Below are 23,854 nucleotides of genomic sequence, written 5' to 3'. Positions count from 1 at the left end.
GACACCGCGCTCATGGAGCGGGCGATGTCGTCCGCCAGCGAGATCACACGAGACGACTTCGTCCCAGGCGCAGGCTCCAACTCGTACAACGTCACAACAGGGCCTGGATTGACCTTGGTGATGGCGCCGCGAACGCCGAAATCCTCAAGCGTGCCTTCAAGCAGGGCAGCGTTCTGCTCAAGAGCCTCGGCCGAGATCGTGGGACCGGCCGGGCGCTTGGGCTCGGCGAGCAGGCCGAGCTGGGGCAGCTGATAGTTCTCTTCGTCGAGCAGCGAAGGCTGCGCCTCGCGGGCCATGCGCTTGCCGGGCTTCGGGGCCGTATGCGCCGGCGCAACCCGGGTCGGGGCTGGCTCTGGCCTCGCGGCAGGGCGCGCCGGGGGAGCCTCGTCCTCGTCCCAGGGAGCCTCGTCATCGTCATGCATCGGAGCGGAGGCCGGAGTGGGTCGCGGGCGGGCCGGTGCGCCGTCGAGAACGGGCTCGCGGCGGACGCCGGGCTGACGGGTGGTGCGCTTCACGGGCGCAGGCGCGTCGTCGTAGTCGTCATCGGGCACGGCGCTGCGGCCCTCCCGCCAACGGCGGGCGGCGGCGCGCAGGCTCATGGCCCCATGGGCGAGAGCCCCGAGAGACACGATGCCCCAGCCCGGCTCGTCGCGGCCGATCTCCTCCGCCTCGTCCCAGTCCTGGAGCTTGCGGCGGCGGACCGGCACGGGATCCTCGATCTCCTCCGGCTCCTCGCGATGCTCCTCGTCTGCAGGTCCCAGGCCGCAGGCGGCCGAGAGGGTTAGGATGGCGACGCCGGCAAACAGGAAGCCCAGCACCGCGCTGGCCGAGCCGTTGGACAGCCCCGTGATGGCCTTGGCGCCGGCCAGGATCGCATCGCCGACCACGCCGCCGAGGCCCGTGGGCAGGGGCCAGCTCTGGGTTGGGGGCAGGGCGCTCGCCAGCGCCGTCGCGGCGCCTGCGCCGATGACCCAGAGGGCGAGGCGCAGCTGCAGGCGGCCGAGCGCGCCCGATTTCATGAGCCGCCAGCCCCACAGGGCCAGGGGCAGCACGGCCGCGATGGCGCCCAACCCTAAGAGCTGCATGAACAGATCGGCCACGATGGCGCCGGGCCAGCCGATGAGGTTGCGGACGGGCAGGTCGGTGGCGTTGTTCAGGCTCGGATCGTCCACCGACCAGGTGGCGAGCGCCACGGCCACCGCGCCCGCGAAGGCGATCAGGCACAGGCCCGTCAGCTCCTGGGCCCGACGGGCCAGGAAGGCTCTCAAGGAGCTGAAGAGGCCATCATAGGCGGAAGAAGAACGGCGGGCCGCGCGCATCAAACCACTCTAAAAACCAACAGGACGAGACAGTATTGCCTGGATGCTAGCGCGGGCGGGTTAAGGGTCCTTTAACCGTAAGTGCATCGGGTGGGGAAAAGTGACTATTCCTATACGAGGAAGCCGACGAGCCTTCCTCCTCCTGTGGGGAGGAGTTGGAGGTGAGGGTGCCTTCCGCATCCAGTTCAGCGCCGAGATTGCCACTGCCATCACCTCTCTCTGAGGGAGAGGTGAACCTGCGCCAGACCTGGAGAGGGGGGATGGTGGAGTGGCCTTTTGCGCGGTTGACGTCCGCGGGACAAAAGACCAGTGTCCCGGCCATGAGACGCAGGACCTCGGCACAGGGCTGGACGCGCGCCGCCATTGCGGCGGTGATGGCCTATGCCTTCGTCCTGCAGGCCCTGCTGCTGTCCGCCAGCGGCGCGGTCCATGCGGCAACCATGGCCGAGCCGCAGGGGATCATCTGCCTCCAGGACGGCTCCTCGGCGCCCGAACATACTCCTGCGAAGGACCACGCAAACCTCTGTTGCACCGTGAGCTGCCACGGCTCAGGCGCTGCAGGTCCAGCTCCGGCGACGGTCGCCCTCAAGCGCATCGCACCGCTTGCTGTCGCAAGCAGCCGCGCGGCCAATTCGCCGCGCTTAAGCCTCACCTCCAATGTCCTGCCTCTGGGATCGCGCGCGCCGCCGCGCCTCGGCTGATCGCCGACGTCGCTTCCCATTCTGCAAGGACTGATATCCATGACTTCGTCTCGCCTCGGCGCGCTTGCTGCCGCCTTTGTTGCCGTTTCCGCTCCTGCTTTCGCCCATGTGACCTTCGAGAACGGGCAGGCGACACCCAACTCCACCTACAAGGCGACCTTGCGCATCCCGCATGGATGCGCCGGCAAGCCTACCCTGAAGGTGCGCGTGCGCATCCCGGAAGGGATCGTTGCCGTCAAACCTATGCCCAAGGCCGGCTGGAAGCTGGAGACCACCAAGGGCGCCTATGTGCGCGCTTATCAGGTCCATGGCGAGGCCGTGTCCGAGGGTGTCACCGACATCGTCTGGACCGGCTCCCTCGATGACGGGCACTACGACGAGTTCGTGTTCCAGGCCCGCTTCACCGATGCCTACCAGCCGGGTGCCACGGTCTTCTTCCCCGTGGTGCAGGAATGCGACGGTGCAGTGGAGGAATGGACGCAGGTGCCGGCCGCCGGCGAGGACCCGCACAGCCTGAAGGCTCCCGCGCCTGGCGTGAGGATTGCGGCCGCGCAAGGTGCGGCGGCCGCGCCTGTCATGGTAAAGACAGGGACCCTGACCCTCGAGCAGCCCTGGTCGCGCGCCACCCCTGGCGGCGCGAAGGTGGGCGGCGGCTATTTGCGCATCACCAACACCGGCACCGCGCCCGATCGCCTCACCGGCGGCTCGTTCCCGCTCGCCTCAAAGGTCGAGGTGCACGAGATGAAGCTTGAAGGCGACGTGATGCGCATGAAGCCGGTGGAGGGCGGGCTCGAGATCAAGCCCGGCGCCACTGTCGAACTGAAGCCCGGTGGGCTCCATCTCATGTTCATGGACCTGAAGGAGCCCCTGAAAGAGGGCCAGATCCTGAAGGGCACGCTCACCTTCGAGAAGGCCGGACCTGTCGAGGTGGAATACACCGTGCGCGGCATGGGCGGGGCAGCTCCCGCCGAGCACAAGCACTGAGGAGGCACAGCGATGAATCCGAAACGTCTTCTCATCCCCTTCCTCGTCTTCACGACCGGCCTCCTGGTGCTCGTCGTCACGGCAGGTCTGCTTCTCTTCCCGTCCGGGTCGCAGCAGAGCGCCGGCAAGGTGCCGATCGGCGGCCCGTTCACGCTCACGAGCCATGCGGGCAAGCCGTTCACGGAAGAGAACCTGATGGGCCGGCCCTTCGTGGTGTTCTTCGGCTTCACCCATTGCCCGGAGGTCTGCCCGACGACGCTCTACGATCTCACGCAGGACATGGCGGCGCTCGGCAAGGACGCCGAAAAGCTGCAGGCCGCCTTCATCACGGTGGATCCTGAGCGCGACACGCCGGAGCTGATGAAGACGTACCTGTCGTCCTTCGATCCGCGCATCGTCGGCCTCACCGGCACGGAGGAGGAGATCGCAGCGGCGGCACGCGCCTACAAGATCTATTACCGCAAGGTGCCCACCGACGGCGGCTACACCATGGACCACTCGGCCACCCTTTTCCTCATGGACAGCAAGGGCGAGTTCTATGGCACCTCCAACTTCCAGGAGCCGGAGGAGACACGGCGCGCGAAGCTGCGGCAGCTTGTGAAGAACGGGTGAGCTTATCCTTCTTGCACACTCCGCCGTCATCCCCGGGCTTGTCCCGGGGATCCACGTCTTTGATGCGTTGAGGTTCCTAAGCCGTGGATGGCCGCAACAAGTGCGGCCATGACGATGAGGATAAGAGACAAACAAAAAAGCCCCGGCCGTGTGACCGGGGCTTTTCCATCTGAGCCTCTGGAAGGCTTCGTTGCCGCATCGCCTGACTAGGGCGACGCGGAGTTTAACCTCAGTAGTTGTAGGCGCGCTCGCCGTGGTCGGCGAGGTCGAGGCCTTCGCGTTCCTGGTCGTGCGTGACGCGCAGGCCCACGATGGCGTCGACGATCTTGAAGAGCACCAGGGAGCCGATGCCGGTCCAGACCAGCGTCACCACCGTGGCGATGACCTGCGTCACCACCTGGCCGCCGATCGCGTACTCGCCGACGCCGTAGCCGCCCAGCGACGGAGCGGCCACGATGCCGGTGCCGATGGCGCCGATGATGCCGCCGACGCCGTGGATGCCGAACACGTCCAGCGCATCGTCATAGCCCAGCGCGTTCTTCACGCCCGTGACTGCGAAGTAGCAGACCGCACCAGCGACAAGCCCGAGCACGATGGCGCCCATCGGACCGGAGAGACCGGCGGCCGGCGTGATGGCGACAAGGCCCGCCACCGCGCCCGACGCGATGCCGAGCAGCGAGGCCTTGCCCTTGGCGAGAGCTTCCACGGTCATCCACGCGAGGCCTGCAGCGCACGGCGCCACGATGGTGTTGAGGAGCGCCAACGCGGCGCCGCCCGTGGCTTCCAGGTTCGAGCCTGCATTGAAGCCGAACCAGCCGACCCACAGCATGCAAGCGCCAACGAAGGTGAGCGTCAGCGAGTGCGGGGCGAGCAGGTCGCGGCCATAGCCGATGCGCTTGCCGATGAGCAGGGCGCCGATGAGGCCGGCCACACCAGAGTTGATGTGAACGACGGTTCCGCCCGCGAAGTCGAGCGCGCCGAGGCCGAACAGATAGCCTTCCGAGAACCACACCATGTGAGCGATGGGCAGGTACACGAACGTGACCCAGAGACCCGTGAACAGCATCACGGCCGAAAACTTGATGCGCTCGGCAAAGGCGCCGACGATCAGAGCAGGCGTGATGGCAGCAAACGTGAGCTGGAACGCGATGAAGGTGAATTCCGGAATCGCCACGCCCTTGGTGAAGGTGTCGGCGGTGGAATCCGTGGTCACGCCGGCGAGGAACGCCTTGTCGAACCCGCCGATGATGGAGCCGAGCAGGCCTTCGCCGCCGGACGTGAAGGCGAGCGAATAGCCGTAAGTGACCCACAGGATGCCCACGAGGGAGAACACCGCGAAAACCTGCATGAGCACGGAGAGCATGTTCTTGGTGCGGACGAGGCCGCCATAGAACAGGGCGAGCCCCGGGATCGTCATCAGGATCACCAAGATGGTCGAGACGAGCATCCAGGCGGTGTCGCCCTTGTTGACCGTGGGAGCGGCCGCGGCGGCATCCTGCGCCAGGGCCGGGTTGAGAGCGGCAAAACCTATACCCAGCGCACCGAGCGCTGGCAGGAGGAGAGGACGGAAGGTCATCGGATGGAACCTCGAAAAATCAGCAAAAAAGAGGATTAAAGGGCGTCGCCGTCGGTCTCGCCGGTGCGGATGCGAACCGCCTTTTCGAGCGAGGTGACGAAGATCTTGCCGTCGCCGATCTGGCCCGTGCGCGCGGACGCCGTGATCGCGTCGATCACCGGGTCGACCAGTTCGCTCGGCACGGCCACCTCGATCTTCAGCTTCGGCAGGAAGCTCACGGCGTATTCGGCGCCGCGGTAGATTTCCGTGTGGCCCTTCTGTCGTCCGTATCCCTTCACCTCGGTCACGGTGAGGCCGTGCACGCCGAGGCTGGTGAGCGCGTCGCGCACTTCCTCGAGCTTGAACGGCTTGATGACCGCCATCACAATCTTCATGGGTCAGGCCCCCTTTATTGCGTCTGCCCGACAATGCGGGCGACGGCTCCAACGTGAACCCGGCTCCAGGTCCGGGTGTCGGGGGGCTTTATGCAAGGAACGTGCCAAGCCTTGCCGGCCATGGCGAAAGAACGCTGCCTCTTTTCGAGGCAGCGGGGATTTGGCTGGAAAATGGACTGACTGATGAAATTCTAGGCAGTCGAACTCAGCGGCGGCGCTCGCGGATGAGGCCTTCCTGGGCCACCGAGGCGATCAGGGTGCCGTCCTGCCGGAAGATGAGGCCGCGCGACAGGCCGCGGGCACCGCCGGCATTCGGCGTATCCTGCGCGTAGAGCAGCCATTCGTCCGCCCGGAAGGGCCGGTGGAACCACATGGCGTGATCGAGGCTCGCCGGCTGGATCTCGGGCTCGAACACCGTCCGGCCATGGGGGATCAGGGAAGTATCGAGAAGCGTCATGTCGGACGCGTAGGCGAGCACGCTCTGATGAATCGCCGGATCATCCGGCAGGCGGCCGGTGGTCTTGATCCAAACGTGGAAGCGCGGCTCGCCCGGATCGCGAGACATGTAGCGGTTGAGCTCCACGGGCCGGATCTCCAGCGGGCGCTCGCGCTCGTAATAGGTGCGCATGGGCTCGGGCATCTTGAGGATCAGCCCGCCCTTCACCTCCTCCTCGCTGGGGAGTTCGTCCGGCCCCGGCACCTTCGGCATCTCGGCCTGATGGGCGAAGCCGTCCTCCTCCAGATGGAAGGAGGCGGACATGGAGAAGATCGCCTGCCCGTGCTGGATCGCCAGCACCCGGCGGGTGGTAAAGCTCTTGCCGTCGCGGATGCGGTCGACCTCATAGATGATCGGAACCTTGGGGTCACCCGGCAGCATGAAATAGCAATGGAGGGAATGGGGATGGCGCCCTTCCACGGTGCGAGTCGCAGCCACCAGCGCCTGCCCGATCACCTGCCCGCCGAACACCCGCTGCCAGCCGCTCTTGGGGCTCTGCCCACGAAATAGGTTCACCTCGAGCTGTTCGAGGTCGAGGATAGAGAGGAGATCGGTGACGGCGCGGGACATGGGCCTTAAAAATCCTTTGATCACGAAAGGTCATCCATCAGGGAGCGGCTGCGACACGTCAAGCTTGACGCTGGTCAATGATTGGCTGACACCCACCTATAACGTTCAAGTCGAAACGTTTCTTCGACGAGTGCACCGGGAGAGGCTTGATGAGCGCAGCAACACGTGTGGAGCGACCGCGCATCGTCATCGCCGGCGGCGGTCTCGCCGGCTTGTCCCTGGCGCTGGCGCTCAAAAAAGCGCTGTCCGACGGCATCGACGTGATCATGTGCGATCCGGCCCTCAAGCGCGATCCGCATGGCGACAAGCGCTCCTATGCCATCGCGGCGGCGGCGCGCCGGATGCTGACGGCGCTCGGCGTGTGGAACCAGGTGGCAGATCGCGCCCAGCCCATCCTCGACATGGTGATCACCGACAGTCGCCTGCAGGATCCGGTGCGCCCGACCTTCCTCACCTTCGCGGGCGAGGTGGACGGCAACGAGCCCTTTGCCCACATGATCACGGCCGGCGATCTGACGGCCACGCTGCTCGATGCCTGCCGCACGGCCGGCGTGGATTTACGGCTCGAGGGCGTGAAGGGCTTTGCCGTTCAGGGTGCCCGCACGGACGTGACCCTGACCGATGGCGAGACCTTGCCGGCCGCCCTGCTGGTTGCCGCCGATGGTGGGCGCTCGCGCCTGCGCGAGCAGGCGGGCATCGGCTGGATCTCGTGGCCGTACAAGCAATCCGGCATCGTGGCGACCATCGCGCACGAGCGCGACCACGAGGGCAGGGCGGTGGAGCATTTCCTGCCCTCCGGCCCTTTCGCGATCCTGCCGCTCAAGGCCGAGCCGCAAGAAGACGGCTCTTCCAAGCACCGCTCCTCCATCGTCTGGACCGAGCGGGCCGAGAACGTGCCGGCCCTGCTGGACTCGCACCCCGAAGACCTGCTCGTCGAGCTGGAGCGCCGCTTCGGCCTGCAGCTCGGCAAGCTTGCCTTCGAGACGAAGCCGCAGGCTTTCCCTCTCTCCTTCGGGGTGGCGCGCAGCTTCGTGGCCGAACGCCTGGCGTTGCTCGGCGACGCCGCCCATGTGATCCACCCCATCGCCGGCCAGGGGCTCAATCTCGGCCTGCACGACGCGGCGGCGCTCGCCGAGATCGTCACGGATGCCATGCGGCTCGGCATGGACCCGGGCGCGGCCGACGTGCTCGACGGTTATGAGCGGGCGCGGCGCACCGACATCACCGCCATGGGGGTGGTGACGGACGGGCTGAACCGGCTCTTCTCCAACGACGTGCTGCCCGTGCGCCTGATCCGCGATCTGGGGCTTGGCCTCGTCGACCGCATGCCGGGCCTGAAGCGCTTCTTCATCCGCGAGGCGGCAGGCCTCACCGGGCGTGAGCCGCCGCGGCTGCTGAAAGGCGAGTCCCTTTAGGGGTACCTCCGAATCCGAGCTCCGGGGTTAATTCCTTTTGGGTATGTGATAATGTAGGGTTTGAGCATCCTTTGACCCTCAAGCTGTGGGTGCTCCATGTCCAGCGTCGTTTACGATAATCCCAGCCAGCTCCCTGAAGGCACTGCAGACGCCCGGCTAGCTTTGGCCGGGATCGATTATGTCGTTATCGATATCGATATCACCAGTGATACTGGAGCAGGTATCAGGGCGAATGAGACGGATTACATCCTGATCGGAAAAACCAGGACCATCAACGGCCAGACCTTTGGGCTCGATCTGACGGGGCACGGAAGCACCGTTATCAACGAGGCCACCATCCGATCCCCATCAGGGAGTGGGACGGCCATGCGCCTCTCGGGGGTAGAAACCTACTCGGTCTACAATACAGGCACGATCACGGCCGCAGGCCTTGCCATTGAGGGCAGCGATGGCGTCGACCGCATCATCAACACCGGTACTTTGGAGACCACATCCACGGCGGCCAATGCCATCCTGATCGATCTGAAGGAAGGCGACGATTTCTATGACGGGATCAAGGGAACTGCAATTACCGGCTCCCTGACTGGCGGATTCATCAAGCTCGGAAGTGGCAACGACACAGCCTATGGCGGCGCGGGATCTGAGCAATTTGCCGGTGGGACAGGCAATGATATCCTGAATGGTGGTGCCGGCACCGATGCGGCAGATTATTCCGAGGCTACCGCTGGTGTGACCGTCGATCTCAGCAAGACCACGGCGCAGGCGATCGGTGGTGGGCAGGGCACCGATACCCTTATCGATATCGAGAAACTCATCGGAAGCACCTTCAGCGACAAGCTCACCGGCAACGCAGCCGACAACACGCTCGTGGGTGGTGACGGCAATGACATGCTCGATGGTGGGCAGGGCAATGACCAACTCGCAGGCGATGAGGGCAACGACAGCCTCCAGGGTGGAACCGGTAACGATACCCTCGAGGGCGGCGTGGGCGACGATACGCTCGAAGGCGGCACCGGCGATGATCGGCTTGATGGCGGTGCCGGCATCAACACGGTCCGCTATTCCGGCTCTGTTGGGGTGAAGGCCGATCTCAGGCGATCGGATGGCCAGATCACCGTCGGAGCCGGCGTCGACGTCCTGATCGGAATTACGAATCTGGAGGGCGGCTCCAATGCTGACGTCTTCACCGGCAACGGGGCCGACAACCGCCTGATCGGCAATGGCGGCAACGACACCCTAACCGGCGGTGGAGGCAATGATACGCTCGAGGGCGGCACGGGTCAGGACATGGCCGTGTTCTTCGGCGCGAGCACGGAGTACACCCGAACCTATAATGCCGATGGCACGATCACCTTCACGGACAAGCAGGCGGGAAGAGACGGCACCGATACGCTCAAAGACGTGCGCCTGGTGAAGTTCTCGGACAAGACCATTGCCCTCACTAATGGCAATCCGACCGATATCTCGTTTTCGGGAACATCCGTCGCCGAGGACAAGGCAGTGGGGTCCGTTCTGGGAACTGTCCGCGGCACCGATCCGGACGACGACGACCTCACCTTTAGCCTCGTGTCCAATGCGAATGGGACCTTCGGCCTGAACGGCAAAGGCGAACTCGTCCTCATGAGTGCGTTCGATTACGAGACGGCGGCACAGCATACGATCTCGATCAAGGCCGAGGACAAGTACGGCGGCATCCGCACCGAAACATTCACCATCTCTGTGCGGAATGTCATTGAGACGAGTCCTCTCGTCCGCTCCGGCACCTCGACGAACGAGCAGCTGGTGGGTGAAGCCGGCGATGACAAACTCTTCGGCCTGGGCGGCAACGACGTGCTCTTCGGCCAGATCGGCAATGATACGCTCATTGGAGGAGCGGGACGCGATACGCTGACCGGTGGAGCCGGCAAGGACGTCTTCGTGTTCGACCACAAGCCGAACACGAAATCCAATCTCGATTATATCCAGGATTTCAATCCGGCCGACGACGTCATTCACCTGTCCCGGAAGATTTTCAGCAAGATCGACAAGGGCGCCCTGAAGAGCAAAGCCTTCGTCATTGGCAACCAGTTCAAGGACAAGGATGACCGCATCCTCTACTACAAGGAGGGCGGGGCGCTGTTCTACGATCCGGACGGGTCGGGGTCGGCCAAAGCCATTCAGTTTGCCAGTCTCGGCAAGGGACTGAAGGTCAGCCACAAGGACTTTTTCGTGATCTGAGGCCGGCCGAGCAGGCTAAACCACCTTGCCATGCTCATGCCGGCACTGGCCGTGATCGCCCAGCACCTGGATGATCTGGCATTCCCGCACGGGGCCGTGGCGGCACTCCTCCAGCATGTGCCGCAGCTCGGAGCGCAGGAGGTTGAGCTGGGCGATGCGGCGCTCCACACTCTCCAGATGCCGCAGCACGATCTCGTCCGCCGGATGGCAGGATTGGTCGGGTTGCGTGCTCAGGCTCAGGAACTCGCGGATCGCCTCCACGTCAAAGCCGAGATCCCGCGCATGGCGGATGAAGCTGAGGCGGGAGACGTGCTCAGCCCCGTAGCGGCGCTGGCGGCCCTCCGTGCGCGGCGGGGCGGGCAGCAGGCCGATCTGCTCGTAATAGCGGATGGTCGGCACCTTCACGGCCACCCGGCGCGACACGTCGCCAATCGACAGATCCATGATTTTTCCTCTTGAACCTCTAGTCGCTAGAGATTGTAGAGATCGCATCCGATGACGAAAAGGAGATTCGGATGAGTGAGGCCTGCGGTCACCAGCACGGGGCATGCTGTTCGTCCCACGACCACCCTGCCCATGAGGTCCAGCCGGCGAAGGGGCATGCTCATGCCGAGGAGGCCTGCGGCTGCCACGGCGGCGTGCCCGTCTTCGATGGCGTCGATCCGCGCTACAAGCGGGTGCTCTGGACGGTGATCCTGATCAACGCCGCCATGTTCGTGACCGAGATCGTGGCCGGCCATCTGGCGCGCTCGCAGGCCCTGCAGGCGGATGCCCTCGACTTCCTCGGCGACACCGTGACCTACGGGTTGAGCCTTGCGGTCATCGGCGCGTCGCTTCGCACCCGCGCGACTGCTGCCCTGTTCAAGGGGGTGAGCCTGTCGCTGATGGGTGCCTGGGTGCTGGGCTCGACCCTCTATCACGTGCTGATCCTCGGCCTGCCGCGGGCTGAGATCATGGGGGTGATCGGGCTCGTGGCCCTGGCCGCGAACGTCGCCAGCGTGCTCCTGCTCATGCGCTACAAGGACGGCGACGCCAATGTGCGCTCGGTATGGCTCTGCTCGCGCAACGATGCCATCGGCAATGTCGTCGTCACCGGGGCGGCGGGCGCCGTGTGGTGGACAGCAAGCGCCTGGCCGGACCTGGTCGTGGCGGGCCTCATGGCCGGGCTGTTCCTGTCCTCGGCGGTGCAGATCCTGCGCCAAGCCTGGGCCGAGTATCGCAGCACCGGCACGGGTGCCCCGGTTCCGGCGGAGTGACAAGAAAAAGGCCAGGCAAATGCCTGGCCTTCATCATTTCAGGATCGATTGCAGGCCTTACTTCTTGGCGCGCTCGACCGCCTCGACGATCAGGCGCCGGGCTTCCTCGGCATCGCCCCAGCGGATGATCTTGGCCCATTTGCCGGGCTCGAGATCCTTGTAGTGCTCGAAGAAGTGTTCGATCTGCTTGATGGTGATCTCGGGCAGGTCGGTATAGTTCGCCACCCGGTCGTAGCGCTGGGTCAGCTTGCTCGACGGGACGGCGATGATCTTCTCGTCCTGGCCGCCATCGTCCTCCATCACAAGAACGCCCACGGGGCGCACGTTCATGACGGCGCCGGGCACGATAGCCCGGGTGTTGGCGATGAGCACGTCGCAGGGGTCGCCGTCGCCCGACAGGGTGTGGGGGATGAAGCCGTAATTTCCGGGATACCGCATGGCGGTATAGAGGAAGCGGTCCACCACGAGGGCACCGGATTCCTTGTCCATCTCGTACTTGATGGGCTCGCCGCCGATCGGCACTTCGATCACGACATTGACGTCGTCCGGCGGGTTCTTTCCAATCTTTAACGCGTCAAGGCGCATAGAGCTGTTCTCCGGAACAAGGCTTGAGCATCTTCGCAGGCGAGGCATTCCCGTCTTGAACAGGACACCGCGACACCGGTGAAAATGCGGCAGAAGCTGGATTCGCGAGCGGCATGAGCCCGATCGCCGGACAGCCGCTCCCGAAGCTGGACGCTTCACTAGCCGGACCAGGCTCCGGCAACAAGGACCGACAGTTGAATTTTTGAGGGTTTTAGCCGAAAGGCGGCCTCGTTCGGGGCGAGCCGGCGTCAGCGGAAGAGATACGCCACCTTGGCGAGCGGCGTTCCGCCGATGCGTTCCTCGACGCGGGCGATGCTCTGCCCGCCCATGCTCTCATAAAACGCGCAGGCGCGGGTGTTGTCCTCGAGCGCCCAGACCACTGTCTTGTCGAGCTCTCGGTACCGGAGGTCGTTGCGCACCGCCTTGAACAGGCGACGCCCGAAGCCGATGCCCTGATATTCCGGCAGCAGGTAGAGCTCGTCGATCTCGCCGTCCGCCGGCAGGGACCGGTCCCGGCAGCGGCCGTAGGACGCATAGCCGACGGCGCCCTGGCCCAGATCCAGCACCACGAGCGGGCGCCCGCGGGACACGGTGGAACGCCACCAGCGCTCGCTGCGCCGGGAAAACATCTTTTCCAGGGTCACGCCCGGGATGATGCCGGAATAAGCCTCCCGCCAAGCCGTGTCGAACACCTTCGACAGGGAAGCCGCATCATCGGGCTTCGCATGACGGATACTGACGAGAAGGTCGCTCATGGCTTTGGCAAAACGGGTAAGAGAGGCAACAAAATCAGTCTCATGCCGGGACGGTTAACGGGGGCTTAACAGTCCGGAAGCCGGCTTAAGGAAAGCGCAGCATTTTAGATCAAGTCAGGTCCTTCGCGCACGGGTCGAAACGCCGCAAGGAAGTCTCCAAGGGAATTGCTGTCTCCACTAGGAAACTATGCCGGTTCGATGAGCCTACAATGCCGCATGAAGGAGCCATTATACCGTATCGACACAATACATCATTGTGTTACACAGTGCCGGAACATCTAAATGATTGCATCAGGCTGCGTCCCTCGCGGAGCAGGACATCAGCAGGGCACGGTTGGTGGTCGAGAACTTCTTTCACGCGTCGATCATTCTGAACATCCATCGCGAAGTCGTGTACCTGAGGCGAACGCTCCTGTCGCTCGACGAGGCCGTGCGATTTGCGCAGGCGAAGGGTCTGAGGCTTGAGCTGGTGGCCGTGCTCGACCAGTCCGACGACGCCACACGTCACGTTCTCTCATCCTTCGATCTCGGCAGCTATTCCGGCGTGCAGTTCATCGACGTCGACCACGGTTCGCTCGGCCTCTCCCGCAATGCCGGCATCGAGCAGGCTCGCGGTGAATACATCTTCACCGCAGACGCCGACGATCTCGTCTCATACAATTACTTCCATGATATCTATGCAACGGCTCGAAGACTCGGCCCAAAGGCGCTCTACTTTCCGGAGTATGTGCTGATCTTTGGGGAAAGCGCATTTATTTCTCGCTATTTCGGCCTCGACCGCGTCGGCCCGATGACGTTCGTCGATCGGCAACCCTACATCTCTCGCGTCTGCTCCCACCGGAGTGCCTTCCGCAGCATACCATACAAGGATGTTCGGCTCTCACGAGGCTATGCCTATGAAGACTGGCACTTCAATGCCGAGGCTGTTGCTGCCGGTCTGAACATACATACAGTCGATGACACCATACTGTTCTACCGCCAGAGACCCGGAAGTCTTCTTAAATCGGCCGATGCTCTCTCAATCCGTCAAATCCCGCCTACGCGGCTGTTCGAGCCTCTGACCTATCTGGAGGTTTCAGGGCGCTTTCACGCGCGCTACTTCGCAAAAGATGCTGCACTCAACGAGGTTGTCACAACGCAGCCGAACCTTCTGGATGTCGATCGCATTCAGGACAAGTTTCGATTCGCGAATGCCATAGAGCCGGCCATTTCCCTTGAGAAGTACCGAAGCGTTCCGGTGATGGGAAACGACGTGGGGACCGCTCCACTTGGCACCGCCTATTACACCTTATGTGACATCATCAGAGGCATATCTTTCAGCGACATCTTCATCGTTCCATTCTTTTCGCGAGAGGGTGGAGTGAGATATATTCTGTCATTGATGGAGTCGCTGTACCGGCTCGATCCGCTCAAGGAATTCCTCGTCATCCTCGGTGAAGACCTTAAGGGAGTGCAGTGGCTGGAGTGTCTTCCACCCAATGCCGTCATCGTCGATATGGCCCTGCATTGTCCCTCCCTTTCGATCGATCAACGGTGCGTGCTTGCTTTGAAGATCATCGAAACATCCGGCGTCGATACGCGCATTCACGTGCGACAGTCCGCTTTTGCAGATCGACTGCTGTCGCTGTACGGCACCGTCCTGCAGGAGCGGGAGTGCATCTACTACCGCTTCGCCGATGTCGAGCGCGTGGAAAGCGGCCATGCAACGGTCGTCGCCTCTCAAATCGGGCTTATCGCCAACAGCATCGATTATCTTTCGAAAATCATCTGTGACAGCCATACGACGATCAGGAAGGATCATCACCGGCTTGGCATACAAAACCACAAATGGCAGTGCCTTCCTGCACCAGTTGAGATACCGGCCTTTTTACCCGCGCGAGACGTCGATTCGGATCGGCGCATACTCTGGGCCTCCCGTCTCGACCTTGGGAAAAGGCCGTCGATCGTTCCCCTGATCGCCTCCGGCCTTGCCAGCCTTATTCCCGATGTCAGCATCGACATGTTCGGTGGATCTGTCTTCAACGAATTTGACCGCGCCCGCTTGAAGGGATCGCCGAACCTTCGCTACCATGGTCTTTACGAAGACTTCGATTCACTGCCGCTCTCGAAGTATTCGATCTTCCTCTACACGAGCCTGCATGACGGGATACCGGATGCAATTCTTGAGGCCATGAGCTACGGCCTTGCTGTCGTGGCGCCCGATGTCGGTGGAGTATCAGAGATCATCACCGACGGTGAAACAGGAATCCTGCTGCCATCTCTGCCTGATGATCATGACATGGCCGTGTCCTACGTTCAGGCGCTGATGAGGCTCGCAGATGATCCTGATACGATCGCGAGACTTGGATCAAGAGCCAGAACATTCGTCAGAGAGCATCATTCTCCGGAAGCGCACACAAAGCGCTTGGCAGAGCTTTTCCAATTTGAGCAAAGGCATTTCCAGTATGCATAAGAGCTCCGATGTTCCGCGAATACAGCCGGAGAATCCTGAAGTCGAATACTACAAGACGCGCGCGCAACTTGCAGAGGATCGAGCTCGGGAGATCAGGCGGATTGCAGCTCTCGAACGGGCCGCCTTTGAGAAGCGTCTTCTGCAGCAAGAGCCAACGATAAAGGCATACGCAGAAGAGCAGGAGCGCCTGAAGGTGGATCAAGACCGTCTGATGGTAAGTCTCGAGCGCGTCAAAGCCTCATCACAACATTTGAAGGACGATTCACAACGGCTCAAGGCAGAGCTGGCTTCGACCAGAGCGCAGCTCAAAGCGCTACAGAAAGCACAGAAGGCGCTTGCTGCGTCACGCGCACATCGTCTGGCGGATGCTTATGTGCGACTCGCAACCAGCCACTCCCTGTTCGCCAGGATCCTTCGGCTTTTCCGGCAGGCTGCTCGTGCTCTTAAGCAGATCAAACGCGGGTTGAGTGGCAAACGATAGAGATCAGGTTGAAGTCGCCACTAAGGCCAATCTACTTATGAAGACTTCTTCGTCAGTTGGGGCAATAAAAGGGGCGCTCCATTCCTGAAGCGCCCTCTTGCCTTTGGGACCTGCTCCTCATTCGAAGAGCGGGCGTTTCGTTGTCCTACCTTACGCAGCGAGCTGGCGCAGCACGTAGTGCAGGATGCCGCCGTTGCGGAAGTACTCGACCTCCTCCAGTGTATCGATGCGGCAATGCACGGGGACGCGCTTCACCGAGCCGTCGGCGGAGGTGACTTCCATCTCCATGCGCATGCGCGGCTTCAGGTCGCCGGCGAGGCCCTTGATGGTGATGGTCTCGTCGCCTTTCAGGCCGAGCGTCTCCCAGGACGTTCCCTGCTCGAACACGAAGGGGGCCACGCCCATGCCGACCAGGTTCGAGCGGTGGATGCGCTCGAAGCTCTCGGCGATCACGGCGCGCACGCCGAGCAGGTTCGTGCCCTTGGCCGCCCAGTCGCGGGACGAGCCGGTGCCGTATTCCTTGCCGGCGAGAACCACAAGTGGAACGCCCTCGTCCTTGTAGCGCATGGCGGCGTCGTAGATAAACATCCGCTCGCCCGACGGGTGATGGATGGTGTAGCCGCCCTCGACCACATGGCCGCTCTCGTCCTTCACCATCTGGTTCTTGATGCGGATGTTGGCGAAGGTGCCGCGCATCATGACCTCGTGGTTGCCGCGACGGGTGCCGTACTGGTTGAAGTCGGCCACCCGCACCTGGTGCGACTGCAGGTACTCGCCGGCCGGTGACGCGGCGCGGATGTTGCCTGCGGGCGAGATGTGGTCGGTGGTGATCGAGTCCTGGAAGAGGCCGAGGATGCGCGCGTTCAGGATGTCCGTGACGGGCTTCGGCTCCTTGGTCATGCCCTCGAAGTAAGGCGGGTTCTGCACGTAAGTTGAACCCATGTCCCACTCATAGGTGAGGCCCGGCTCGAAGGTGACCTTCTTCCAGTTCTCGTCGCCCGAGAACACATCCGAGTAGCGGCTCTTGAACAGCTCGCTGGTGATCGTGCGGTCGATGAAGTCCTGCACCTCGGCCGAGGACGGCCAGATGTCCTTCAGGTACACCGGCTGCCCGTCCGAGCCCGTGCCGAGCGGATCCTTGGCGAGGTCCACCAGCATGGAGCCGGCGAGCGCATAGGCCACGACCAGCGGAGGCGAGGCGAGGTAGTTGGCGCGCACGTCCGGGTTCACGCGGCCCTCGAAGTTGCGGTTGCCCGACAGCACCGACACGGCTACGAGGTCGTTGTCGTTGATCGCCTTCGACACGTTCTCCGGCAGCGGGCCGGAATTGCCGATGCAGGTGGTGCAGCCGAAGCCGACGATGTTGAAGCCGAGCGCATCGAGATCGCCCTGGAGACCGGCCTTCTTGAAGTACTCCTCGACGATCTGCGATCCGGGCGCCAGCGAGGTCTTCACCCACGGCTTGGAGGTGAGGCCCTTCTTGACCGCGTTGCGGGCGAGCAGGCCTGCGCCGATCATCACGCTCGGGTTCGAGGTGTTGGTGCAGGAGGTGATCGCCGCGATCACCACGTCGCCGTGGCCGAGATCGTAATTGGCGTCGTCCACCTTCACGCGCTTGCCGATCTCACCGGCCTTGCGGAACTCCTTCTCCATGGCGCCGAGGAACTCGGTCTTGGAGGTGTCCAGCGTCACGCGGTCTTGCGGGCGCTTGGGGCCGGCGAGCGAGGGAACCACGTCGCCGAGGTCGAGCTCGAGGGTGTCGGTGAAGACCGGGTCCGGAGTCTCAGGGGTGAGCCACATCCCTTGCGCCTTGGCATAGGCCTCGACAAGGGCGACGCGCTCGTCGGTGCGGCTGGTGGTGCGCAGGTAATCGATGGTCTTCACGTCAATCGGGAAGAACCCGCAGGTGGCGCCGTATTCGGGGGCCATGTTGCCGATGGTGGAGCGGTCGGCCACCGACATGTCGGTGAGGCCGGGGCCGTAGAACTCCACGAACTTGCCCACCACGCCCTTCTTGCGCAGCATCTGGGTGACGGTGAGCACGAGGTCGGTGGCGGTCACGCCCTCACGGAGCTTGCCGGTGAGCTTGAACCCGATGACTTCCGGAATGAGCATGGAGACCGGCTGGCCGAGCATGGCGGCCTCCGCCTCGATGCCGCCCACGCCCCAGCCGAGAACGGCAAGGCCGTTGACCATGGTGGTGTGCGAATCGGTGCCCACCAGGGTGTCCGGATAGGCCACTTCCTCGCCCGTGGCCGTATCCTTGCGGGTCCAGACGGTCTGGGACAGGAATTCCAGGTTGACCTGGTGGCAGATGCCGGTGCCCGGGGGCACGACGGAGAAGTTCTCGAAGGCGGTCTGGCCCCACTTGAGGAAGCGGTAGCGCTCGCCGTTGCGCTCGTATTCCAGCTCCACGTTGCGGTCGAAGGCTTTCGGCGTCCCGAACTCGTCCACGATCACCGAGTGGTCGATGACGAGGTCGACGGGCACCAGCGGGTTGATCTTGCGCGGGTCGCCGCCGAGGTTCTTCATGGCGTCGCGCATGGCGGCGAGATCCACCACGGCCGGCACGCCGGTGAAGTCCTGCATCAGGACGCGGGCGGGGCGATAGGCGATTTCCTTCTCGGCCTTGCCCTTGTTGTCGAGCCAGGCGGCCACGGCCTCGATATCGGCCTTGGTGACCGTGCGGCCGTCCTCGTAGCGGAGCAGGTTCTCGAGCAGCACCTTCATGGAGAAGGGCAGCTTCGAGGCGCCTTTGAGGCCGTTCTTCTCGGCCTCGACGAGGGAGTAATAGGTGTAGGACTTGTCACCGACCTGGAGGGTCTGGCGGGCATTGAAGCTGTTGTTGAGCGTCACGGCGAATCCTCGCGTGCATTTGGGTTACGAACATGTGTTCGGCCGAAAGCGCGATAAGCGCGCGCCGCTCCGGGGGTGCCCGGACAGGGGAGTAAGCGCGCGAGGCGGATTGGACGCCTTGGCGCGCGGCGCAGCCACGGGTGCTATAGATCATTTCCAACCATCCCGCTACACGGTTTAGAACGGTTCTGGGGTGCAATGAGGGCAGGGGTGCAGGGGTTTGCGTCTGAGCGTTAACAATTTGGCCTGCGAGCGGGGCGAGCGGCGCATCTTCCAGGGCGTCTCCTTCACGCTCCTCCCCGGCGAGGCCCTGGTGATCACCGGCCGCAACGGGGCGGGCAAGTCCTCCCTCCTCGACATCCTGGCCGGGCGCCTGCACCCGGCGAGTGGAGCGATTCTGCTGGACGATGCCGACGAGCGGACTTTGCCTGAGTGCCTGCACTATGTGGGCCATCGCGACGCCCTCAAGGCCGCGCTGACGGCGGAGGAGAACCTCGCCTTCGCCCGAGACTTTCTGGGCAACCCTGCCCTGAAACCCCGCGAGGCGCTTGATGCGGTGGGGCTCGCCCATGCGGCCCGCCTGCCGGTGGCCTATCTCTCGGCGGGCCAGCGCCGCCGGGTGGCGCTGGCCCGGCTCTTGGTGGCGCACCGGCCCCTCTGGCTCCTCGACGAGCCGACCTCGGCCCTCGACACCACCTCCCAGGAGATTCTGCGCCTGATTCTCGAAAGCCACCGAGAAGGCGGAGGGATGGTCGCCGCCTCGACCCATTCGCCGCTGTTTCTCAAGGATGCCAAGGAGATCCGGATCGAGCGCAATCCTCTCCCTCCCTCCTCTGCGGGGGAGGGTGGCGAACGGAGTGGGCCGGGAGAGGGGCCGTCATTGATCGAACTCGGCCCCTCTCACGACCCTCGCTCACGCCAGGGCCACCCTCTCCCGCAGAGGGGAGAGGGGAAAGCGGGAGAGGGGTAATGTTGCGTTCCTTCAACGCCCTCCTGGTCCGCGACCTGAAGCTCGCCGCCCGTGTGGGCGGCTCCGGCGTCATGGGGCTCATCTTCTTCCTGATGATCGTGACGCTCATCCCCTTCGCGCTCGGTCCCGACCTGAATCTCCTCTCGCGCATCGGCCCGGCGATCCTCTGGATCGCGGCCCTGCTCGCCACGCTGATCGGCCTCGACCGGCTGTTCCAGGCCGATCAGGAGGACGGATCGCTCGATCTGCTGCGCCTGTCGCATGCGCCGCTGGAGATCGTGGTGCTCGCCAAGGTCATCGCCTATTGGCTTGTGACGGGCCTGCCGCTCGCCCTCGCGGCGCCGTTCCTCGGCTTCCTCGTGGCGCTCTCGCCCGAGGCCATGCTCGCCATGGTGGCAACCCTGATGGTGGGCACGCCTGCGCTCACCTTCATCGGGGCGGTTGGGGCGGCGCTGACCTCATCGCTGCGGCGCGGCGGACTGATCCTGGCGATCCTGGTGCTGCCCTTCATGATCCCGACCCTGATCTTCGGCGTCTCGGCTGCCAACGCGGCCGTGGGCGGGACGATTCCCTTCATGACGCCGTTCCTCGTGCTCATGGCGCTGTCGCTGATCGCGGCGGTGGTCGGCACGGTGGGCGCGGCGGCCGCACTCAGGTCGGGGGAGTAGCGCGTCCTTCGCCTCAGGCGGCCTCCGAGTCCTTGCCCGCTGACAGCATGAACGCGGCTTCAAATCCCTCTACGCCCTCGCAGGTGAAGGCGAGCACGCGGCCGACGTCGCGCCGGACCCAACCCGTCTCGATCATACGGGACAGGAGGGCGGCGCCGAGCCCGCCGCCGAGATGGCTGTGGCGCTCGCTCCAGTCCAGGCAGGCGCGGCAGACAGGGCGGCGGCCTTTCTCCAGCTGAGCAAGATCAATGCCGAAATCGGCGAAGAAGGCGCGGCCCTTCTCTGTCAGGATCATGTCCTTCTCGCCCTTGATGAGGCCCTGCCGCTGCGCGCCTTTGAGCAGCGCGACACCCCGCTCGCCGGCGAGATGGTCGTAGCAGATACGGGCGGATCTGAGCGCCGCATCCTTCGGGCCGGTGCGCACCCGAGTGGCGCCGGTGCGCTGGGCGAGCCCCATCAGGGCCTCCAACACCTGAGCCACGTCGGGTCCCGAGAGCCGGAAATAGCGGTGCCGTCCCTGTTTCTCGGCCGTGAGCAGATTCGCGGCATCGAGCTTGGCCAGATGCCCGCTCGCCGTCTGGAGCGTGACGCCCGCAGCCTCGGCGAGCTCGCTCACGGTGAGCGCCCGCCCGTCCATGAGGGCGGTGAGGATGTTGGCGCGGGCCGGATCGCCTAAGAGCGCGGCCACGGATGCGATGACGGGACCTTCCTTCATACTTCGATCATAGCCGAAGCATCGGCGTCGATCAATCGGTTAAGACCGAACCGTCTTCGACAACAGGATGCTTAACCCATGATCACCTGCTTCATCCGCTACGAGATCGACCCGTTCAAAGTGGAGGCCTTCAACGAGTATGCCCGCACCTGGGGCCAGGCGATTCCCCGCTGCGGCGCCGATCTGATCGGCTATTATGCCCCGCACGAGGGCTCCAGCACATTGGCTTACGGCGTGTACAACATCAAAAACCTCTCCGAGTACGAGGCCTATCGCGAGCGCCTGCGCAATGACCCGCAGGGCCGCGCCAATTACGAGTTCGCCAAGTGGGAGCAGTTCATCCGCCGCGAGGACAGGATCTTCCTGCGCCTTGCATCAGTGCCCCATGCGGAGTTGATCAAGCCATGATCGCGGTGATCTTCGAGGTCTGGCCGGACGGGGAGGACGGCAAGCGGGATTATCTCGGCCTCGCGGCGGCGCTCCGCTCCGACCTCATGGCGATGGACGGCTTCATCTCCGTCGAGCGTTTCCAGAGCCTCTCCGAGCCCGGAAAGCTTTTGTCGTTGTCGTTCTGGCGCGATGAGGAGGCGGTGCGGGCCTGGCGCAACCTGCCCTCCCACCGCACCACGCAAGGGGCAGGCCGTGACGGCGTGTTTCGCGATTATCGGCTCAGGGTCGCGAGCGTGATCCGCGACTACGGGTTGACCGAGCGCGAGGAGGCGCCAGCGGACAGCCGCACGGCGCACGAGGGCATCACGGTCGAAGATTGATGCCGAAGGCCTGCTCGATGGCGGGTTTGCCGTCCCGCTCGACCCGGTAGATCGCCCGGTAAAGGCCGGGGCGGAAGCCGCCCTCTGGCTGTTTGACGCCGGAAAAGGCCATCCACTGCGCCTTGGCGCGGTCGAGCGGCGGCGCCTTGTTCTGGGCGAGCGGCTTGCCGTCGGGATCGAACAGGGTCAGCGTCTGCACGTCGCCGCCTTTGAGGCCGATGGCGCGCACGAAGGCCACGAGGGCAGGAGACTTCGTGGTTGGCGTCTCCCGCTCGGCCGCGCCCGACTCGATGGCCTCCATGGTCACGGGACCACTCGCAAAACCCTTGTTGAGCACGGCGCCCGCCTGATAGGCGAGCGTCCGCTGCAATGACGCCTCCCACAGGGACTTGCCGCCGCCGCAGGATTTTTCAGGCGCCCCATAGGCGAAGGGATCGACGGGCTTGCCGTCCTTGATAACGGTGAAGTGCAGATGGGGATATTCAGTCAGTCCCGACAATCCGATCTGGCCGATCTTCTCGCCGGCCTTCACCTCGCGGCCGGACCGGACGGCGACGCTGCCCTTCGCCATATGACAATAGGCGGTGCGCCAGCCCTGGCCGTGATCGATCACCACGGCATTGCCGCAGCCGATCTGGCTGATCTTTTCGCGCGTCTGTTCGGTGACGGCAATGTCGGGAACGCCCTCGCGGGTGCTCGCGACTTTGCCATCGGCTGCGGCAACCACATCCACGCCAGCCTGCTGCGCCACCATGTTCGGAATGCGGATGTCGGTGCCGTCGTGATCCTCGTAGGTCAGGGTGCCGCATTGGTGATCGCTCACCGCCGGGGAGGGGTCACGGTCCAGATAGTTTTGGATGAAGCAGGACCGCCCGATCTCGCAGGCGACCGGCAGGCGCAAGGTGATGTCCTGCGCCCAGGCCGGAAGCGCGAGCAGGGTGAGACCGACAAGGCTGGACAGTCCAAGGCGCATGATCGCTCCGCAACAGAGATGCGAAACTATAGGCCGGTTCGGATGGCGAATGAAAGGCGCGTCAGTCGGCTCCGCTGTCATTCCCGGGAGGACGCGAAGCGGAGAGAAGGGAATCCATAAGGTAGAGGGTGAACATGGATCCCCTTCCCTCGCTGCGCTTGGCCTGAGGATGACACCCTCCTCGTCATGGCCGGACTTGTTCCGGCCACCCACGTCTTTGGAACCACAGCGGCGTCAAGACGTGGATCCCCGGGACTGATCCCCGGATCAAGTCCGGGGACGGGGATGACGCGAGAGGGTATCGGTTCGCTGAAATGATAAGGCCAAGATTCTACGCACATTTCCGGAATGCCCAACGGCATCCGAACCCCTTACAAACCTCATCTCTGGCGAAAACGTTATGCGTCGTGCGGCGATCTCCACGTTGCAGGCACACCTCAAGACCGCTACATCGAGCCCATGATCCGAGAGCTTGCCAATCCGACCCGCTTCATGAGCCTCAGCGGCACGCTGCTGCCGTGGGTGGGGGGCTTGGCTGCGCTTCTTACGGCGATCGGGCTCTACATGGTCTGGTTCACGGCGCCCGCCGATTACCAGCAGGGCGAGACGGTCAAGATCATGTACCTTCATGTGCCGGCGGCCTGGCTGTCCCTGTTCTTCTACATGATCATGGCAACCTCGGCGCTCGGCACCCTGGTTTGGCGCCACCCTCTCGCGGACGTGTCGCAGAAGGCCGCTGCCCCCATCGGCGCGGCGTTTACACTCATCTGCCTCGTCACCGGCTCGCTCTGGGGCAAGCCCATGTGGGGCACCTACTGGCAGTGGGACGCGCGGCTCACCTCCATGCTGGTGATGCTGCTGATCTATCTCGGGATCCTCGCCCTCTGGCGCGCCATCGAGGAGCCGAACCGCGCCGCTCGCGCCGTGTCGATCCTCACGCTTGTGGGCGCGGTGAACGTGCCGATCGTCAAATTCTCCGTCGATTGGTGGAACACCCTGCACCAGCCGGCCTCCGTGTTCCGCATCGACGGCCCGACGATCCATTCCTCCATGCTCGTGCCGCTCCTGATCATGGCCGTGGCCTTCTCGCTTCTGGGCATTGCGCTGCA

The 23,854-nt window shown here is 63.9% G+C and carries 23 protein-coding genes; 13 read left to right on the top strand and 10 right to left on the bottom strand.

Going from position 1 to position 23,854, the window contains the following annotated elements; genetic code table 11:
- Positions 1-1,319 (bottom strand): DNA translocase FtsK (locus JQC81_RS27405; RefSeq protein WP_203274965.1); only part of this gene is annotated, 1,319 nt, incomplete at its 3' end.
- 320 nt (positions 1,320-1,639) lie between these two features.
- Between JQC81_RS27405 and JQC81_RS27400 the strand changes: the two genes are divergently transcribed.
- The 3 genes from JQC81_RS27400 to JQC81_RS27390 are packed head-to-tail and all read left to right on the top strand — an operon-like array spanning position 1,640 to position 3,616.
- Positions 1,640-2,020, top strand: coding sequence for a hypothetical protein (locus tag JQC81_RS27400; RefSeq protein WP_203274964.1), 381 nt, complete (start codon positions 1,640-1,642; stop codon positions 2,018-2,020).
- 39 nt (positions 2,021-2,059) lie between these two features.
- Positions 2,060-3,004, top strand: a complete 945-nt coding sequence (locus JQC81_RS27395) for a DUF1775 domain-containing protein (protein ID WP_203274963.1) — start codon at positions 2,060-2,062, stop codon at positions 3,002-3,004.
- Between the two features lie 12 nt (positions 3,005-3,016).
- Positions 3,017-3,616 (top strand): SCO family protein, encoded by a 600-nt coding sequence (locus JQC81_RS27390; RefSeq protein ID WP_203274962.1) that lies wholly within the window; start codon positions 3,017-3,019, stop codon positions 3,614-3,616.
- Positions 3,617-3,845: 229 nt separating this feature from the next.
- Here JQC81_RS27390 and JQC81_RS27385 read toward each other — a convergent pair whose 3' ends face one another.
- From JQC81_RS27385 to tesB, 3 genes are all read right to left on the bottom strand, one after another.
- A complete protein-coding gene (locus JQC81_RS27385) occupies positions 3,846-5,192 on the bottom strand; it encodes an ammonium transporter (protein WP_203274961.1) in 1,347 nt (448 codons plus the stop codon).
- Between the two features lie 35 nt (positions 5,193-5,227).
- Positions 5,228-5,566: a P-II family nitrogen regulator gene (locus JQC81_RS27380; RefSeq protein ID WP_203274960.1), complete on the bottom strand. Its 339-nt coding sequence runs from the start codon at positions 5,564-5,566 to the stop codon at positions 5,228-5,230.
- Positions 5,567-5,771: 205 nt separating this feature from the next.
- A complete protein-coding gene (gene tesB, locus JQC81_RS27375; RefSeq protein ID WP_203274959.1) occupies positions 5,772-6,632 on the bottom strand; it encodes an acyl-CoA thioesterase II in 861 nt (286 codons plus the stop codon).
- Between the two features lie 149 nt (positions 6,633-6,781).
- Here tesB and JQC81_RS27370 point away from each other — a divergent pair, with 149 nt between their 5' ends.
- Both JQC81_RS27370 and JQC81_RS34015 read left to right on the top strand, forming a co-directional pair.
- Entirely contained in the window at positions 6,782-8,047 is a 1,266-nt protein-coding gene (locus tag JQC81_RS27370) for a ubiquinone biosynthesis hydroxylase (RefSeq protein ID WP_203274958.1), read from the top strand.
- A gap of 96 nt (positions 8,048-8,143) precedes the next feature.
- A complete protein-coding gene (locus JQC81_RS34015) occupies positions 8,144-10,264 on the top strand; it encodes a hypothetical protein (RefSeq protein ID WP_203274957.1) in 2,121 nt (706 codons plus the stop codon).
- A gap of 15 nt (positions 10,265-10,279) precedes the next feature.
- Here the strand turns inward: JQC81_RS34015 and JQC81_RS27360 are convergent, their stop codons facing one another.
- The gene (locus tag JQC81_RS27360) at positions 10,280-10,708 is read right to left on the bottom strand and encodes a MerR family transcriptional regulator (RefSeq protein WP_203274956.1); all 429 of its coding nucleotides are present in this window, start codon (positions 10,706-10,708) and stop codon (positions 10,280-10,282) included.
- Between the two features lie 71 nt (positions 10,709-10,779).
- Here JQC81_RS27360 and JQC81_RS27355 point away from each other — a divergent pair, with 71 nt between their 5' ends.
- Positions 10,780-11,520, top strand: a complete 741-nt coding sequence (locus tag JQC81_RS27355) for a cation efflux transmembrane domain-containing protein (protein ID WP_203274955.1) — start codon at positions 10,780-10,782, stop codon at positions 11,518-11,520.
- A gap of 57 nt (positions 11,521-11,577) precedes the next feature.
- Here JQC81_RS27355 and ppa read toward each other — a convergent pair whose 3' ends face one another.
- Together ppa and JQC81_RS27345 are read right to left on the bottom strand one after the other, a co-directional pair.
- On the bottom strand, positions 11,578-12,105 hold the full coding sequence (gene ppa, locus JQC81_RS27350) for an inorganic diphosphatase (protein ID WP_203274954.1): 528 nt from the start codon (positions 12,103-12,105) through the stop codon (positions 11,578-11,580).
- 248 nt (positions 12,106-12,353) lie between these two features.
- On the bottom strand, positions 12,354-12,860 hold the full coding sequence (locus JQC81_RS27345; RefSeq protein ID WP_203274953.1) for a GNAT family N-acetyltransferase: 507 nt from the start codon (positions 12,858-12,860) through the stop codon (positions 12,354-12,356).
- A gap of 337 nt (positions 12,861-13,197) precedes the next feature.
- On the opposite strand from JQC81_RS27345, the gene JQC81_RS27340 reads away from it, so the two are divergent.
- Both JQC81_RS27340 and JQC81_RS27335 read left to right on the top strand, forming a co-directional pair.
- The gene (locus tag JQC81_RS27340) at positions 13,198-15,312 is read left to right on the top strand and encodes a glycosyltransferase (RefSeq protein ID WP_312887594.1); all 2,115 of its coding nucleotides are present in this window, start codon (positions 13,198-13,200) and stop codon (positions 15,310-15,312) included.
- Positions 15,284-15,793: a hypothetical protein gene (locus tag JQC81_RS27335; RefSeq protein ID WP_203274951.1), complete on the top strand. Its 510-nt coding sequence runs from the start codon at positions 15,284-15,286 to the stop codon at positions 15,791-15,793. The genes JQC81_RS27340 and JQC81_RS27335 overlap by 29 nt, the downstream gene beginning before the upstream one ends.
- 150 nt (positions 15,794-15,943) lie before the next feature.
- Here JQC81_RS27335 and acnA read toward each other — a convergent pair whose 3' ends face one another.
- Positions 15,944-18,649 (bottom strand): aconitate hydratase AcnA, encoded by a 2,706-nt coding sequence (gene acnA, locus JQC81_RS27330; RefSeq protein ID WP_203274950.1) that lies wholly within the window; start codon positions 18,647-18,649, stop codon positions 15,944-15,946.
- A 220-nt stretch (positions 18,650-18,869) separates the two neighbouring features.
- On the opposite strand from acnA, the gene ccmA reads away from it, so the two are divergent.
- Together ccmA and ccmB are read left to right on the top strand one after the other, a co-directional pair.
- Positions 18,870-19,619: a heme ABC exporter ATP-binding protein CcmA gene (gene ccmA, locus JQC81_RS27325; RefSeq protein ID WP_203274949.1), complete on the top strand. Its 750-nt coding sequence runs from the start codon at positions 18,870-18,872 to the stop codon at positions 19,617-19,619.
- Positions 19,619-20,287 carry a heme exporter protein CcmB gene (gene ccmB / locus JQC81_RS27320; protein WP_203274948.1) on the top strand — a complete coding sequence of 223 codons (669 nt, stop codon included), beginning with the start codon at positions 19,619-19,621 and terminating at the stop codon, positions 20,285-20,287. The genes ccmA and ccmB overlap by 1 nt, the downstream gene beginning before the upstream one ends.
- A 13-nt stretch (positions 20,288-20,300) precedes the next feature.
- Here the strand turns inward: ccmB and JQC81_RS27315 are convergent, their stop codons facing one another.
- The gene (locus JQC81_RS27315) at positions 20,301-21,002 is read right to left on the bottom strand and encodes an ArsR/SmtB family transcription factor (protein WP_203274947.1); all 702 of its coding nucleotides are present in this window, start codon (positions 21,000-21,002) and stop codon (positions 20,301-20,303) included.
- A 78-nt stretch (positions 21,003-21,080) separates the two neighbouring features.
- Between JQC81_RS27315 and JQC81_RS27310 the strand changes: the two genes are divergently transcribed.
- Both JQC81_RS27310 and JQC81_RS27305 read left to right on the top strand, forming a co-directional pair.
- On the top strand, positions 21,081-21,410 hold the full coding sequence (locus JQC81_RS27310; RefSeq protein WP_203274946.1) for an NIPSNAP family protein: 330 nt from the start codon (positions 21,081-21,083) through the stop codon (positions 21,408-21,410).
- Positions 21,407-21,772, top strand: a complete 366-nt coding sequence (locus JQC81_RS27305) for an antibiotic biosynthesis monooxygenase family protein (RefSeq protein ID WP_203274945.1) — start codon at positions 21,407-21,409, stop codon at positions 21,770-21,772. The genes JQC81_RS27310 and JQC81_RS27305 overlap by 4 nt, the downstream gene beginning before the upstream one ends.
- On the opposite strand, the gene JQC81_RS27300 is transcribed toward JQC81_RS27305, so the two are convergent.
- Entirely contained in the window at positions 21,756-22,745 is a 990-nt protein-coding gene (locus JQC81_RS27300) for a M23 family metallopeptidase (RefSeq protein WP_203274944.1), read from the bottom strand. The genes JQC81_RS27305 and JQC81_RS27300 overlap by 17 nt on opposite strands.
- Positions 22,746-23,204: 459 nt before the next feature.
- On the opposite strand from JQC81_RS27300, the gene JQC81_RS27295 reads away from it, so the two are divergent.
- Positions 23,205-23,854: heme ABC transporter permease (locus tag JQC81_RS27295; protein WP_203274943.1), on the top strand; the 650-nt coding region annotated here is incomplete at its 3' end.

Origin of the sequence: Microvirga arabica (assembly GCF_016811235.1) — a bacterium.
In the GTDB taxonomy this organism is placed as follows: Bacteria; Pseudomonadota; Alphaproteobacteria; order Rhizobiales; family Beijerinckiaceae; genus Microvirga; species Microvirga arabica.
The sequence above is the reverse complement of the archived record's forward strand: the minus strand, read 5'-3'. Positions and strand labels throughout refer to the sequence as shown.